The sequence below is a fragment of the Telluria sp. ZB4P36 genome (assembly GCF_059685865.1).
In genome coordinates, this window is record NZ_JCASIE010000007.1 from 24,528 (window position 1) to 37,106 (window position 12,579).

The 12,579-nt window shown below is 67.3% G+C and carries 14 protein-coding genes; 1 reads left to right on the top strand and 13 read right to left on the bottom strand.

Annotation, left to right across the window (positions count from 1 at the left end; genetic code table 11):
• The first annotated feature begins 7 nt into the window (after positions 1-7).
• Positions 8-1,159 (top strand): GNAT family N-acetyltransferase, encoded by a 1,152-nt coding sequence (locus tag AC56LK_RS11625; RefSeq protein ID WP_497184669.1) that lies wholly within the window; start codon positions 8-10, stop codon positions 1,157-1,159.
• Here AC56LK_RS11625 and AC56LK_RS11630 read toward each other — a convergent pair.
• The 13 genes from AC56LK_RS11630 to AC56LK_RS11690 form a co-directional block, all read right to left on the bottom strand.
• Complete coding sequence (locus AC56LK_RS11630; protein WP_497184670.1) at positions 1,140-1,652, bottom strand: GNAT family N-acetyltransferase; 513 nt, start codon at positions 1,650-1,652, stop codon at positions 1,140-1,142. The two genes, AC56LK_RS11625 and AC56LK_RS11630, sit on opposite strands and share 20 nt — an antisense overlap.
• Positions 1,653-1,775: 123 nt before the next feature.
• Positions 1,776-2,564, bottom strand: coding sequence for an RNA-guided endonuclease InsQ/TnpB family protein (locus AC56LK_RS11635; protein WP_497184671.1), 789 nt, complete (start codon positions 2,562-2,564; stop codon positions 1,776-1,778).
• Entirely contained in the window at positions 2,543-2,974 is a 432-nt protein-coding gene (locus AC56LK_RS11640) for a helix-turn-helix domain-containing protein (RefSeq protein WP_497184672.1), read from the bottom strand. The genes AC56LK_RS11635 and AC56LK_RS11640 overlap by 22 nt, the downstream gene beginning before the upstream one ends.
• Positions 2,975-3,370: 396 nt before the next feature.
• Positions 3,371-3,511, bottom strand: a complete 141-nt coding sequence (locus AC56LK_RS11645) for a hypothetical protein (RefSeq protein ID WP_497184673.1) — start codon at positions 3,509-3,511, stop codon at positions 3,371-3,373.
• 115 nt (positions 3,512-3,626) lie between these two features.
• Positions 3,627-4,556 carry an ACP S-malonyltransferase gene (locus AC56LK_RS11650; protein WP_497184674.1) on the bottom strand — a complete coding sequence of 310 codons (930 nt, stop codon included), beginning with the start codon at positions 4,554-4,556 and terminating at the stop codon, positions 3,627-3,629.
• Between the two features lies 1 nt (position 4,557).
• On the bottom strand, positions 4,558-5,463 hold the full coding sequence (mdcB, locus tag AC56LK_RS11655; RefSeq protein WP_497184675.1) for a triphosphoribosyl-dephospho-CoA synthase MdcB: 906 nt from the start codon (positions 5,461-5,463) through the stop codon (positions 4,558-4,560).
• Positions 5,451-6,152, bottom strand: a complete 702-nt coding sequence (mdcG, locus tag AC56LK_RS11660; RefSeq protein ID WP_497184676.1) for a malonate decarboxylase holo-[acyl-carrier-protein] synthase — start codon at positions 6,150-6,152, stop codon at positions 5,451-5,453. The genes mdcB and mdcG overlap by 13 nt, the downstream gene beginning before the upstream one ends.
• A complete protein-coding gene (locus AC56LK_RS11665; protein WP_497184677.1) occupies positions 6,136-6,852 on the bottom strand; it encodes a biotin-independent malonate decarboxylase subunit gamma in 717 nt (238 codons plus the stop codon). Before AC56LK_RS11665 ends, mdcG begins: the two co-directional genes overlap by 17 nt.
• On the bottom strand, positions 6,852-7,760 hold the full coding sequence (locus AC56LK_RS11670; RefSeq protein ID WP_497184678.1) for a biotin-independent malonate decarboxylase subunit beta: 909 nt from the start codon (positions 7,758-7,760) through the stop codon (positions 6,852-6,854). Before AC56LK_RS11670 ends, AC56LK_RS11665 begins: the two co-directional genes overlap by 1 nt.
• Positions 7,757-8,071 (bottom strand): malonate decarboxylase acyl carrier protein, encoded by a 315-nt coding sequence (gene mdcC / locus AC56LK_RS11675; protein ID WP_497184679.1) that lies wholly within the window; start codon positions 8,069-8,071, stop codon positions 7,757-7,759. The genes AC56LK_RS11670 and mdcC overlap by 4 nt, the downstream gene beginning before the upstream one ends.
• 19 nt (positions 8,072-8,090) lie before the next feature.
• Positions 8,091-9,758: a malonate decarboxylase subunit alpha gene (mdcA, locus tag AC56LK_RS11680; protein WP_497184680.1), complete on the bottom strand. Its 1,668-nt coding sequence runs from the start codon at positions 9,756-9,758 to the stop codon at positions 8,091-8,093.
• Positions 9,759-9,786: 28 nt separating this feature from the next.
• Complete coding sequence (locus tag AC56LK_RS11685; RefSeq protein WP_497184681.1) at positions 9,787-11,220, bottom strand: SLC13 family permease; 1,434 nt, start codon at positions 11,218-11,220, stop codon at positions 9,787-9,789.
• A gap of 222 nt (positions 11,221-11,442) precedes the next feature.
• Positions 11,443-12,357, bottom strand: a complete 915-nt coding sequence (locus tag AC56LK_RS11690) for a LysR family transcriptional regulator (RefSeq protein ID WP_497184682.1) — start codon at positions 12,355-12,357, stop codon at positions 11,443-11,445.
• Between the last annotated feature and the right edge of the window lie 222 nt (positions 12,358-12,579).

Below are 12,579 nucleotides of genomic sequence, written 5' to 3' on the forward strand. Positions count from 1 at the left end.
AGACATTTTGAATTATCGCACGCATATCGTTTCCTCTCTGTCCGAGATTGGCAGGGAGCGCTGGGACGGCCTGGTGAACGCGCAGGACAATCCGACTCCCTTCCTGTCCTACGCCTTCCTGCACGCGCTGCACGAATCCGGCAGCGCGGTGCCGGGAACGGGCTGGCAGCCGCAGTACATCGTTCTGTACGACGGCGAGGAGCTGGCCGCCGCCCTGCCCCTCTACGTCAAGGGCCACTCCTATGGCGAGTACGTGTTCGACTGGGCCTGGGCCGATGCCTACCAGCGGCACGGCCTCGACTATTACCCCAAGCTGCTGTCCGCGATCCCGTTCACGCCGGTCGCGGGGCCGCGCCTGATGGCGGTCGACGCCGCAGCGCGGGCGGCGCTGATCGAGGTGCTGGTGGCCACGCAAGCCGCGGCCGACGTGTCCTCGACCCATGTGCTGTTCCCGCCCGAGGAGCACGCCCACCAGCTGCGGGAAGCCGGCTTCATGCTGCGCAGCGGCGTCCAGTTCCACTGGCTGAACCAGGGCTATGCCAGCTTCGACGAGTTCCTGGCCACGCTCGAGCAGAAGAAGCGCAAGAACATCCGCGCCGAGCGGAGGAAAGTGCGGGAAGCGGGAGTCACTTTACGCCGTGTGCGTGGGCGCGATGCGCTGGACAGCGACTGGGTGCTGTTCAACCGCTGCTACCGCCACACCTACCAAGCGCATCACTCGACGCCCTACCTGAACCTGGATTTCTTCCGGCGCATCGGTACGGCCATGCCGGACAACATCCTGCTCGTCATCGCCTCGCGCGCGGGGCGCGACATCGCGGCCTCGCTGGTGATCCATAACGAGACCACGCTGTTCGGGCGCTACTGGGGCGAACTGGAACACGTGCCCTGCCTGCACTTCGAGGCAGCCTATTACCAGCCGCTCGAGTTCTGCATCGAACAGGGCATCGAGGCCTTCGAGGGCGGCGCCCAGGGCGAGCACAAGATGGCGCGCGGCTTCCTGCCGACCCGCACCTGGTCGGCGCACTGGCTGGCGCATCCTTCGTTTGCCGATGCGATCGAACGCTTCCTGGAGCGCGAGAAAGGCGGGATCGACGACTACATGGATGAGCTGAACGAGCGCAACCCCTTCCGCTCCGCTAGCCCGTCAACTGGCTGAGCGCCGCCTGCAGGCCGCCGGCCGGCAGCACGTAGCGGCCATAGGGTACGCCGTGGATCGGATCGAGGTCGCGGTCGCGCGTGAAGCCCAGGCGGGTGTAGAGGCGCAGCGCCGGCGCCATGATGGGGCTGGTGTGCAGGCCGACCGCCGGCGCGCCGTCGCGGATGGCGCAGCGCAGGCAGGCGGCCACCAGTTGCGGCCCGATGCCGCGGCCGCGGTGGGCAGGGTCGACCACCAGCATCCGGATGAGCGACCAGTCGTCGGGGAAGATCGCACTTCTCGGCTTGCCCGGCCCGACATGCACGACCGCGCCGGCCACCTCTCCGTCGATCTCGGCCACGATCAGGTCAGCCTGGCCGGCCAGGTCCGCCATGCGCGCGAGGCGCTCGCTGAACGTGGGCCAGTCCTCGTAGTCGTGCGCATACTGGTCGAAGGCGGCGCGCGCCACGCGGTTGACGGCGTCGCGGTCGGCCGGCTGGAAGTGTCGGATCATGTGGTCCATCCTATTCGGGTTCTCCTCTGGTCTTGCTTGTGATCGGGACGGCAGGCGAATGAGTATATACCGCTTGCTTCCATTGTTTCATCACCAATTCCGTTCCTCCAGACTTATGCAAAGCTATTCCATACTTAACTTTGCGCTGGATTCCTGCTTCACCGGGGCCGGTTTCGCCTCGCGCTTGCGCGCCAGGCCAGCGCCTTCCCCTCCACAGGCGGACGCGGTGGAACTCACCGCCAAATCTTTCAGGTTGATGGCCGCATTCACGTCGCGGTCGTGTTTCGCGCCGCAGCCCGGACAGGTCCAGTGCCGGACGTCCAGTCCGAGTGTGTCGAGCCGATGCGCGCAGCTGCAGCATAGTTTGCTGCTCGGGTACCAGCGGTCCGCCACGACCACCTGCGCACCACGCCAGGCTGCCTTGTATTCCAGCTGGCGCCGGAACTCATAGGAACCCATGTCGGCGATGGCGCGTGACAACCTCCTGTTGGCCAGCATGCCTTTTACATGCAGGTCCTCAATGCCGATCGTATGGAAGCGTCGCGTGATGCTGGTGGTGAGCTGGTGCAGGCCCTCGCGCCGCACGCTGGCGATCCTGGCATGCAGCCTTGCCAGTTTCATCTTCGCTTTGTGCCGGTTGCGCGAGTTCTTGACCTTGCGTGACAGGCTGCGCGACAGGCGGCGCAGGCGCCCCAGCATTGAGCGCAGCGCCTTCGGGCCTGCAATCGTCTCTCCCGTCGACAGCGTCGCCAGCGACGACACACCCAGGTCGACCCCGACCGCGCCTTGGTTCTCAGCTGGCGGAAGGGATAGGTCAGGAGTATCGACGGTGATGCTGGCGTACCAGTGATCCGCAGTGCGTGAGACGGTGGCCGAAACGATCCTGCCCGTCAAGCGCAGGGCCTCACGCATAGGCACCCACCCGAGTTTGGGGATCCAGAATCTCCTACCTCGACCTGGAACCGGTCGTTGCTGAGCGTAAAACGGTCGTGCTGTCCTTTCCTGCGGAACCGCGGGTAGCGTGCCCGCCGGGCAAAGAAGTTCTTGAAGGCCAGGCCCAGCTGCATGATCGCCAGCTGGGGGGCGTTCTTGGTCACCTCGAGCATCCATGGGAATTGCTGGCGCTTAACGGCATTCAGTTGGCGCCGCAGTGCAGCCTCATTCGGCTTGGGCAGCGACGGGTCGACCTTGCACGCCTCGTACTGCCGCTGCCACTCGGCCAGCGCCCAGTTGTAGGCGAACCGTGCAGTGCCGGCCGCGCGCGCTAGGTACGTGCCCTGTACGTTGTTCGGATCGAGCCTGATGCGGTGGGCAACGAACATTGGATTTCCCTCACATTCATGCCGGCATGGCGGGTAAATTGGTCATATTCCATCAGACCGCTCGATCCCCGGGAAGGTTCACTGCGAGCTGATCGAGCCCGGCTGATTTGCGAACAACCGCTGCGAATTGAATAAATTGAAGCAGTTCTGCGCAAATTCTCCGTCAACTGTTCAAACCCACGCAGGAGAGATTTCGCGCATTTCTCGCCATGGCCGGACAGCTAGAATCGCGGGCTTGCACCTCGCAAGCTACCTATAACGAAAGACCTGAACAACCGGGTCTAAGACGCGCGTTTTCGGCATGCAAAAGGGCCGGATTCGCTCGTCACGAATCCGACCCTTTGCTGGCCAGCCGCGCCGCTTGGGCGGCGCGCCGACGATGTATGTGAGTGCGGCTTAGTTCCAGCCGCCCGCGTTCGAGCGAAACTCGACGTGGAAAGGCTTGGCCAGTTCAGCCTGCTTGCGCAGGACGTTGATGGCGCGGCTGTTGGCGGCGGCCAGCAGCACGCGGGTAGCGGTGTTCAGGAAACTCTTCATGTGCGACTCCTTGTTACGGTTCAGATCGCAATGCGATCCCATGACACCGTTATATAGGCGAGTCGGGTGAATTTCCAATTCCCATCTGCAATACCAGACATGCGTCTGGTGAATGTTATTCGAGACTCCTCCCTAGCCAGGAGCGTATCCCGTCCAGCGTACGGAATTCAGCAACGGAACGGCAAGCGATCTGCGGGTGGCGCGCCTGCAACATGCGCGACAGCGCCGCGCCCGGGCCTAGCTCGAGCGCTACCGTCGCGCCGGCTTCCGCGCAGGAATCCATGCAATCTTTCCAGCGGATCGGCTCGGCGATCTGGCGTGGCAAGTCTGCCATTGCACGCGCGCCATCGTGCACGGGTTCGGCCGAGATGCCGGACAACACCGGGTAACGGAAGGCTGACCAATGCTGGTCTGCCAGCAGCGCGGCAAACGGCGCCACCGCGCCCCGCAGCAGCGGCGTGTGCGAGGCCACCTCGACCGGCAGCACGGTGGCCTTGCCGCCCGCCGCGGCCGCGGCTTCGGCAAGTCCTTCGCCTTCCCCGGCAGGTCCGCCGGCCACCAGGGCGTCGTCGCCGGTGAGGATCGCCGGGTAAAAGCCGAAGCGCTGCAGCAGCGTTTCCACGGTCCCGGGCGGCAAACCGGACAGCGCCACCATGCCCTGGCGCGGCCCGTCCGCCAGGCAGGCGTCCATCATGCGTGCGCGCCCGGCGGCCAGCCTGACCGCGTCAAGGGGATCGAGCGCACCCGCGACGCCGTACGCGGAAAGTTCGCCGATGCTGTAGCCGGCCACCAGCGCGGGCGGCGACGGCAGCTCGCCCAACGCGGTCCACATGGCCAGCGTGGCCGCCACGATCGAGGGCTGGGCTACCCGGTTGGCGAAGCGCTCCGGTCCTTCCAGGGCGGCGCCGAGCAGCCCCGCGAGCATGGGATCGTCGAAGCACCCGTCGAGCATCCGGCTTGCCGCCGGATCGCTGCGCGCCATGTCGAACATGGCCGGGTGCTGGGCACCCTGGCCGGGACACAGGATCACGAGCCGGCCGGCCATGCTATTCCAGCCCTCCGCACACCGACTGCAGCAGGCACACCGCGCCCAGCAGGTCGGCGGCGCCGCCGGGCGACAGGCGCGCCGCGACAAAGCCGCGGTGGCAGGCCAGCGCGCGCGCTTCCCAGTCCGGCGCCGCGCTGCCGCCGCGCGCGATGAAGGCGCGTGCCTGGCGCCGCACCGCCTGCGCGCCGCCAGCGCCGCCGCGGTGGTAGACGTTGGTGTCGCTGATGTGGGCCATCAGGGCGAACAGCGCGTCGATGCGGGCGCGGCGCAGGCCGAGGCCTGCCGCCAGGGCGCGCCGCAGGGCCGGCAGGCCGACGCCGAACACGGACGGGAAGCCGCGCGCGCCTTCCTCGCGTGCGCCGCTGGCGGCATAACGTTCGCGCGCTTCAGTTCCGTGCGACTGCACCTCCACGTCGCCGCTGTGCGCGCCGAGCTCCCTGCCCCAGCAAATCAACAAGGTGGCCTGGATGGCGGCGGGCCGCAAGACCGTGCCCTTGGCCCGGCAGCGGCCGATCGCCGCGCACAGCAGGCCGAGGCAGAAGATCGCGCCGCGGTGGGTATTGATGCCGCCCGTGGCGCGCATCATCCGCGCTTCCGCGGCTATGCCCAGCCCCTTGAGCACGTGGAAAGGCGCGTCCTCCATGCCGGCGCGGGCGATGTCGAAGAAGTAGCGGCGCAGCGCGAACATGCTGCGCATGAAGGTGGCCGCATCCATGTCTGCGTGGCTGCCGTTGTCGACCAGCGATACCAGTCCCGGCTTCGGATACAGCACCAGTTCCGCATACAGGCTGCGCACCGCGAGGCGCGCCAGCTGGCGGCAGAACGGCGTGTCGGTAGCGGCCACGCTTGGCGCCGGGCGCCTACCCAGGCGCGCGGCCGGCCGTACCGCGATCAGTTCAGCCATGCCTGTCCCTCCAGCGTCGCTATCAGTTCGTCCGGCGTGACCAGGGCGATGCGCTCCAGGCCCTTCGCCAGCACCCGCGTGCCCGCCGCGCTGTCGAAGGCGGCGCGCAGTTCTTTCCAGGCCACCGCACGCCCGTCCCCGAACACCACTTCACCGTCGAGCGGCAGCACGGCGGCATGCCGGGCCAGCAGCTCCAGGCCCGCCATCAGCTGCGCGCGGCTCAGGGGGCGCAGCAGCAGGTCGATGTCGGATGCCGGCGTCAGGTAGGGCTGGCCGGTGAGCGCCTCCAGCGCCACCGAGCCATACACGGCCAGCCCGATGCCGGCCTCGGCGGCCTCGGATTCGAGCGCCGCCAGTGCTTGATGCCATTCCGGCGGCACCGCATCGAGTGCGCCGACCAGCGGCAAGGCGCGGGTGCGACGCGTGACGTCGGACAGCTCGACGCGGCAGCCGACCCGCAGTTTGCCTTCGCCTTTGAGATTCCTTCCTGCAGCGGCGCGGCGCGGCGGCAGCGCGAAGCCGATCGCCACTTCGCCGGGCAGGAGATCGGTCTCCGCGCGCCGCACGACCGCCGGCCAGCCGCCCTCGCGCCACAGGTCGAGCGCGTCGACCGCTTCCAGCGGCGCGGCGGCGCGCACCCGGTCCCAGCCGCGGCTGCTCAGCCAGACCAGATCATGACGGGCGAACATGGCTGCCCGTCCTGACCGCTTCCGCGACCGGCTGTGCCATCAGGCGCCCGCCGCGTTCGCGGCCCAGCGCCATGCGCACGTCTTCCACGGGGCTGGCATCCAGCGCCCGCGCCAGTTCGCCCGCCAGGTCCTGCTCCCAGATGCCGTGCAGGCCGCCCATGCGCAGGTAGTTCTCCGGACCCGGCGCGAACACCGGGTTGTCCCTGGCCAGCTCGGTCAGGCGCTCTTCCGGCACCTTGGTGATGCGCGCCATCGCCGGCAGCCCCATCACGCGGATGGTGGCCTCCGGCAGTGCAAAGCAGGCGCTGGCGATCAGGCCGCTCGTGATGAAGCCGCCCGACAGGGCCTGGTCGTACACCAGGCCGACCACGGTATGTCCCTTGCGCCGCGCCAGGTCCACGCACTTGCCGAGATGGGCCATGTAGCTGTTGATGCCCAACATCTCGTCGCGGTGGCGCAGGCGCTGGCCGACGGTGTCGACCAGGATCAGGATCGGGCGGCCCGGATGGTCCTGCACCGTCTTCAGGATCGCCCGGGCCTGGGCCAGCGCGATCTCGATGCCGATCGGGACGTGGCCGGTGGTGCCGATCACGTCGACCGTCCGGCCCTCGACCTGGGCACTGCCGGACAGGAAATTGTCGCGCTCGCCGATCTGAAAACCGCCCGGGAACAGCTGCGCTGCCAGTGTCTGCCATTCCATCATCGTTCTCCCTTGCGCTGTTCCATGCGGTGCAGCGCCGCCAGTTCCAGGAAGGCGACGGCGTCGAGCATCGGCACGCCGGCCGCATCCGGGATGCCGAGCTTGGCCCAGACCTCGACCGGTTCGGCCAAGCCCTCGGCGAGTTCGATGCGGCGCGCCAGCATGTCCTGCTCGGCCAGCAGGTCGTCGAGGGTCAGGCGGCTACCCGCAGTGCGGATCGCGTCGATGGCCCCGATGGCGGCGGCGCGGAAGGCCGCCGTGTCGTCGGGCACCAGCACCTGGCAGTCGCCCATCAGGTAGCGGTGCTTGCCGCCGGTAGTGCGCCAGACCAGGGCGCGGTCGCGCGAGTCGAATTCCTCGACGCCGCTGGCGGTCTCGATCACTTCGGGGCCGGACATCGCCAGCCGTCCTTCTTCCGACATGATCACCGTATTGGCGCAGCGGGCCGAGATGCCCATGCCGCCGAAGCAGCCGTTGGCGCCGCCGACGATCGCCACCACCGGGATGCCGGCCTCGCGCGCATCCAGCATGGCGCGCATCACTTCCGACACTGCGATCAGGCCGGCATTCGCTTCGTGCAGGCGGACCCCGCCCGATTCGAGCAGCAGCAGCACCGCATCGGCCTTTTCGTCGACCGCGCGCCGCAGCATGCCGACCAGCTTGGCGCCGTGCACTTCGCCCACCGCGCCGCCCATGAAGCCACCCTCCTGGGCCGCGCCGAACACCAGCCGGCCGTCCAGGCGCGCGCGTCCGACCACCACGCCGTCATCGAAGGACACGGGCGCATCGAGCTGGGCCAGGTGCGGACTGGCGACACGCGCACTGGGCGGCAGGAATTCCTCGAAGCTGCCGGCATCGAAGATGGCCGGAATGCGCTGGCGCGCCGTCAGTTCCTGGTAGCTGCTCATGGCAATCCTCCCGTCAGCGACTCGACCGCCTGGTCGAGTCGCAGGCTGACCACGGCCGGCGTCGCGCCCATGTCGTTGATGCAGATGCGCGCGTCCGCCAGGCTCCAGCGCTGATGGAAGTCGGCCATCACGGCCTGCCAGGTGGCGCCGAAGCCGACGGCGGCGGTGCGCACCTCGATGTCGCAGGCGCCGTTCAGCGGCGCCGGCTCGATCAGGACCTCGAGGTTGCCCGAGCCGACCACGCCGACCAGCTGGGGCATGCCGGCCAGGGGCCGGGTGCCGCCCTCGAACCTGTATTGAAGCGTTTCCATAGGACTCCTTGTTCCTTGACTACCAGTTCCTGAAGCGTTTCGGCGGATCGTACAGCCCGCCGGATGCGCGCACCAGGCCTTTCATGTTCTTGGCGGCCAGCAGGTCGCGGGTGGCCATGCGCTTGTCGATGCCGAGGTCTTCGGCGCGGCGGATGATGCCGCGGTCGCGCAGGTTTTCGACCATGCGCTTGTCGCGGCCCATGCCCACCGGCGTGTAGCCGGCCACGCCGCGGATCGCCTGTTCGCGTTCTTCGTCGCTGCGGCACAGCAGCAGGTTGGCGATGCCCTCTTCGGTGAGGATGTGGGTGACGTCGTCGCCGTAGATCATCACCGGCGGGATCGCCATGCCGGCCTGTTCGGCCAGCTGCCAGGCGTCCAGCCTTTCGACGAAGGCCGGCGCCATGTGTTCGCGGAAGGTCTCGACCATCTGCACCACCAGCTTTTGCCCGCGCGGGATGGTGTTGCGCCCTTCGCGCGCCTGGCGGCCGGCCTTGAGCCAGGCCGCGCTCGGGTGGCGCCGTCCGCGCGCATCGGCGCCCATGTTCGGGGCGCCGCCGAAGCCGGAGATGCGGCCCAGGGTCGCGGTCGAGGAGTTGCCCTGCAAATCGATCTGCAGGGTCGAGCCGATGAACATGTCGCAGGCATAGTGGCCGGCCGCCTGCGAGAAGGCGCGGTTGCTGCGCATCGAGCCGTCCGGGCCGACGAAGAAGACGTCGGGACGGGCACGGATATAGTTCTCCATGCCCAACTCGGAGCCGAAGGAATGCACCGATTCGACGAAGCCGGCCTCGATCGCCGGGATCAGGGCCGGGTGTGGATTCAGCGCCCAGTGGCGGGCGATCTTGCCCTTCAGGCCGAGCGAGGCGGCGTAGGTCGGCAGCAGCAGCTCGATGGCGGCGGTGTCGAAGCCGATGCCGTGGTTCAGGCGCTCGACTTCGTACTCCGCATAGATGCCCTTGATTGCCATCATCGCCATCAAGACCTGGATTTCCGAGATCTGGGCCGGGTCGCGCGTGAACAGCGGCTCGATGTAGTAGGGCGTAGGCGACTGCACCACGTACTCGACCCAGCCGGACGGGATGTCGACCCGCGGCAGCTTGTCGACCACCTGGTTGACCTGGGCGATCACGATGCCGCTCTTGAAGGCGGTGGCCTCGACGATGGCGGGCGTGTCCTCGGTGTTCGGGCCGGTGTACAGATTGCCCTCGCGGTCGGCCATCTCGGCCGCCACCAGCGCCACGCGCGGGGTCAGGTCGACGAAGTAGCGCGCGAACAGCTCCAGGTAGGTGTGGATCGCCCCGATGTTCAGCTTGCCGGACTGGGCCAGCTTGGCCAGGCGCCCTGCCTGCGGCCCGGAGAAGGAGAAGTCGAGACGCGAGCCGATGCCCTTTTCGAACACGTCGAGGTGCTCGGGCAGCGACAGCACCGACAGCAGCATGTGCAGGTTATTGACGCGTGCCGGATCGACCTTGGTGAGGGCGTTGCCGAGGAAATCGGCCTGCTTCTGGTTGTTCCCTTCCAGGCAGACGCGGTCGCCCGGCTCCAGCACCGCGTGCAGGAGGTCGACGATGTGCGACGCGGCCACCACCTTGCCGCTCAGGGCCGGGCCGAGCGCCGCCCGGGCCCGCGCCAGGCGCTCGCCGCGGTTGCGTTGCTGGGTGGTCCAGCGGCCTTCAACTTCATTCATGTCTTCTCCCAGGGTTGAAACGCGGGACTTACATCACCACGAACAGCAGCCACACCACGACCGGCGCGACCAGGGTGACGATACCGCCATAGATCATCAGCTGTCGCAGGAATACGTCGCGGTCGATGTGCTGGGCACTGGCCAGCACCAGCGCGCCGTTGGTCGAGAACGGGCTGACGTCGACGATGGTGGAGGCGACCGCCATCGCGGCGATGAAGCCGATCGGGTCGACCCCGGTGCCGGAGGCCAGGAAAGGCACGGCCAGCGGGATCAGGGAGCCCAGCACCGCCGTCGAGGACGCGAAGGCCGACACGATGGCGCCCACGAACAGCAGCAGCAAGGCCACCATCAACGGCGAGGTCAGGCTGGCGACGCTGTCGCCGACCCAGGTGATGGTGCCCATCTTCTGCATCACGCCGACATAGGTGCTGACGCCGACGATCAGCATGATCTCGGGCCAGGAGACCTGGCCGATGGCGCGCTTCTGCACCTGCGGCGACAGGATCGAGATCAGGAGGCCGATGCTGATGGCGACGAAGCCGATGTCGAGCTTGTACAGCAGGGTCAGCACGGCCAGGGCGACCAGGCCGACCACGGTGAAGACCTGGTGGAAAGTCGGGCCTTGGTGCAGGCTGCCCTGGGGCAGGCCCGCAACCGCGCCCGCCCCCGCCGCTCCCCCTGCAGGGTCGGTTCCGTTCAGCGCGGCACTGGAGCGCTGGGCGGTCAGCCGCTCTTCGCTGGCCGCTTCGTTCTCGGCATCGCCATAGATTTGCGGACCCTGTGCCGCGACGGCCACCTGGGCACCGAAGGGCGGCACCGGCAGGCCCTCGAAGGAGCCCGACTTCGGCGCCTGCTGGCGCATCAGCTTCATGCCGCCGAAGGCGAAGAACAGCAGCGCCGAGACGGCCAGGTTGACGCCCAGGCTGGTGAAGGCGGTGGTCAGCGGGGAGATCGGCAGCCCGGCCTCCAGCACCACCTTGTTGGTGATGCCGCCGTAGATGCTGATCGGCGAGAAGCCGCCGCCCTGGGCGCCGTGGACCACCATCATGCCCATCATCAGGGGATTGATGTTGTACTTGGCGGCGAAGCCGAGCGCGATCGGGGCGACGATCGCCACCGCCGCCGGGCTGACCGCGCCGACCGAGGTCAGCAGCGCGGTGATGGCGAACATCACCCAGGGAATGGCGGCGATGCGCCCGCCCACGGCGCGCACCGCGAGCCGGACCAGCCAGTCGATGGTGCCGTTGTTCTGGGCCTGGGCGAACAGGAAGGTGATCCCGACCAGGGTCAGGAAGAGTTCGGCGGGAAACCCGGCCATGATGGCCTTGGCCTGCATGCCGGCGACGACCGAGCCGACGAGGAAGGCGCCGACGAAGGCGATGACGCCCATGTTGATGGGCAACGCGGTAGCCAGGACGAACATCAGGGCCAGGACGCAGATTGCGATCATGTGAGAGGACACGGCTTGCTCCTTCAAGACGCGGCGCCGGTATGGTGCGGAACCGCTGGTGATACGTCTCCGAATGCATGCCCTGCCGCCGGTGGACCGCCGTGCCGGGCATGCTCTTTTATTATCTAGTGTGAGACGTAAAGGTAGTCCTGAATCCGGATGCGATCAATTAGGCTCGCCGTCCGATGTTTACTTTGAGCGGAACTATTCGCCGTAAACGTAACCCATCGAGCTTCAAGCCGATCCGTGCTTGAGCATGCGGCAAACCGCCGCCAGCGCCAGCAGGTTCGGGTCGCGTTCGCGTACGCGCAGGAAGCTCAGGCCGATGGTCTGGCGCATGCGGTAGTCGGGCTTCAGGGGAATCAGCTGCACCTTGTCGCCGAAGGCATCGCGCACCCGGCCCGGCAGCAAGGTATAGCCGATACCCGCCGCCACCAGGTTCATCAGTGAGAAGATGTCGCCCACCCGGGTGACGATGGCGGGCGCGAAGCCGGCGATGCGGAAGGCTTCCTGGAAGCCGCCGAAGGTGACGAAGCCGTCGCGCAGGCAGACGAATTTTTCATTGGCGCAATCGCGCAGGTCGACCTCGCTCATGCCGGCATAGGGCGAGCCGTTCGGCGCGGCGAAGAACACCTCGTCCTCGAACAGGGGGATCGATTCGACGTCAGGATCCGGGTCGGGCACGGCGATCAGGGCGGCGTCGATCGCATTCTGCTTGAGCTTGTGCAGCAGGTCGTCGTTCGAGCCGAGCACCAGCTCGGTCTCGAGCTCCTGCTTGCGCAGCTTGATGCCGATGATGACGTTCGGGATGATCCCGGTGGTCAGAGAATACAGCGAGCCGATCTTGAGGTGGTCGGCCGAATAGCCGGCCGCCGAGCGGGTGGCGGCGATCCCGTCCGCCATCAGCCGGATCACGTCGCGGCTGACGCCGGCCAGCACTTGCGCCGCCTCGTTCGGGATCAGGTTGCGTCCCTGCAGGCTGAACAGCTGGCAGCTCATCGCCTCTTCCAGCGAATGCAGGGCCCGGTGCACGCTCACCGCGCTGATGTCGAGCATGCGCGCGGCGGCGTTCAGGTTGCCGCCTTCCATGTAGGCGAGCAGGACCTCGAGCTTGCGGAAGGTTATGTCGTCGCTGATGCGGTTGCGCATGGATTCCCTGAAAGTGGCCGAGTCTGGCGAGGATACGTCCTACTCGGCATGTCGGCAAGCAAGCCGACAGCATTGGCAATTTCAGAAGCCTCATCACGGCCACCAGCCACGCATTCGAGCCATCAGTTATTCACCGGCTGGAACATACTCAATGATTTCTCATTTTTGAATCCGTTCGCCGGAATCCCGCGTACCAGATAAGGCGCATGTTCACCGCAAAAG

Coding starts and splice junctions, on each gene's coding strand:
- mdcB (WP_497184675.1), bottom strand. CDS start 5,463: ATGGCTGAACTGATCGCGGTACGGCCGGCCGCGCGCCTGGGTAGGCGC.
- mdcA (WP_497184680.1), bottom strand. CDS start 9,758: ATGAATGAAGTTGAAGGCCGCTGGACCACCCAGCAACGCAACCGCGGC.
- AC56LK_RS11690 (WP_497184682.1), bottom strand. CDS start 12,357: ATGCGCAACCGCATCAGCGACGACATAACCTTCCGCAAGCTCGAGGTC.
- AC56LK_RS11650 (WP_497184674.1), bottom strand. CDS start 4,556: ATGGCCGGCCGGCTCGTGATCCTGTGTCCCGGCCAGGGTGCCCAGCAC.
- AC56LK_RS11635 (WP_497184671.1), bottom strand. CDS start 2,564: ATGCGTGAGGCCCTGCGCTTGACGGGCAGGATCGTTTCGGCCACCGTC.
- AC56LK_RS11640 (WP_497184672.1), bottom strand. CDS start 2,974: ATGTTCGTTGCCCACCGCATCAGGCTCGATCCGAACAACGTACAGGGC.
- mdcC (WP_497184679.1), bottom strand. CDS start 8,071: ATGGAAACGCTTCAATACAGGTTCGAGGGCGGCACCCGGCCCCTGGCC.
- mdcG (WP_497184676.1), bottom strand. CDS start 6,152: ATGTTCGCCCGTCATGATCTGGTCTGGCTGAGCAGCCGCGGCTGGGAC.
- AC56LK_RS11670 (WP_497184678.1), bottom strand. CDS start 7,760: ATGAGCAGCTACCAGGAACTGACGGCGCGCCAGCGCATTCCGGCCATC.
- AC56LK_RS11665 (WP_497184677.1), bottom strand. CDS start 6,852: ATGGAATGGCAGACACTGGCAGCGCAGCTGTTCCCGGGCGGTTTTCAG.
- AC56LK_RS11630 (WP_497184670.1), bottom strand. CDS start 1,652: ATGATCCGACACTTCCAGCCGGCCGACCGCGACGCCGTCAACCGCGTG.
- AC56LK_RS11645 (WP_497184673.1), bottom strand. CDS start 3,511: ATGAAGAGTTTCCTGAACACCGCTACCCGCGTGCTGCTGGCCGCCGCC.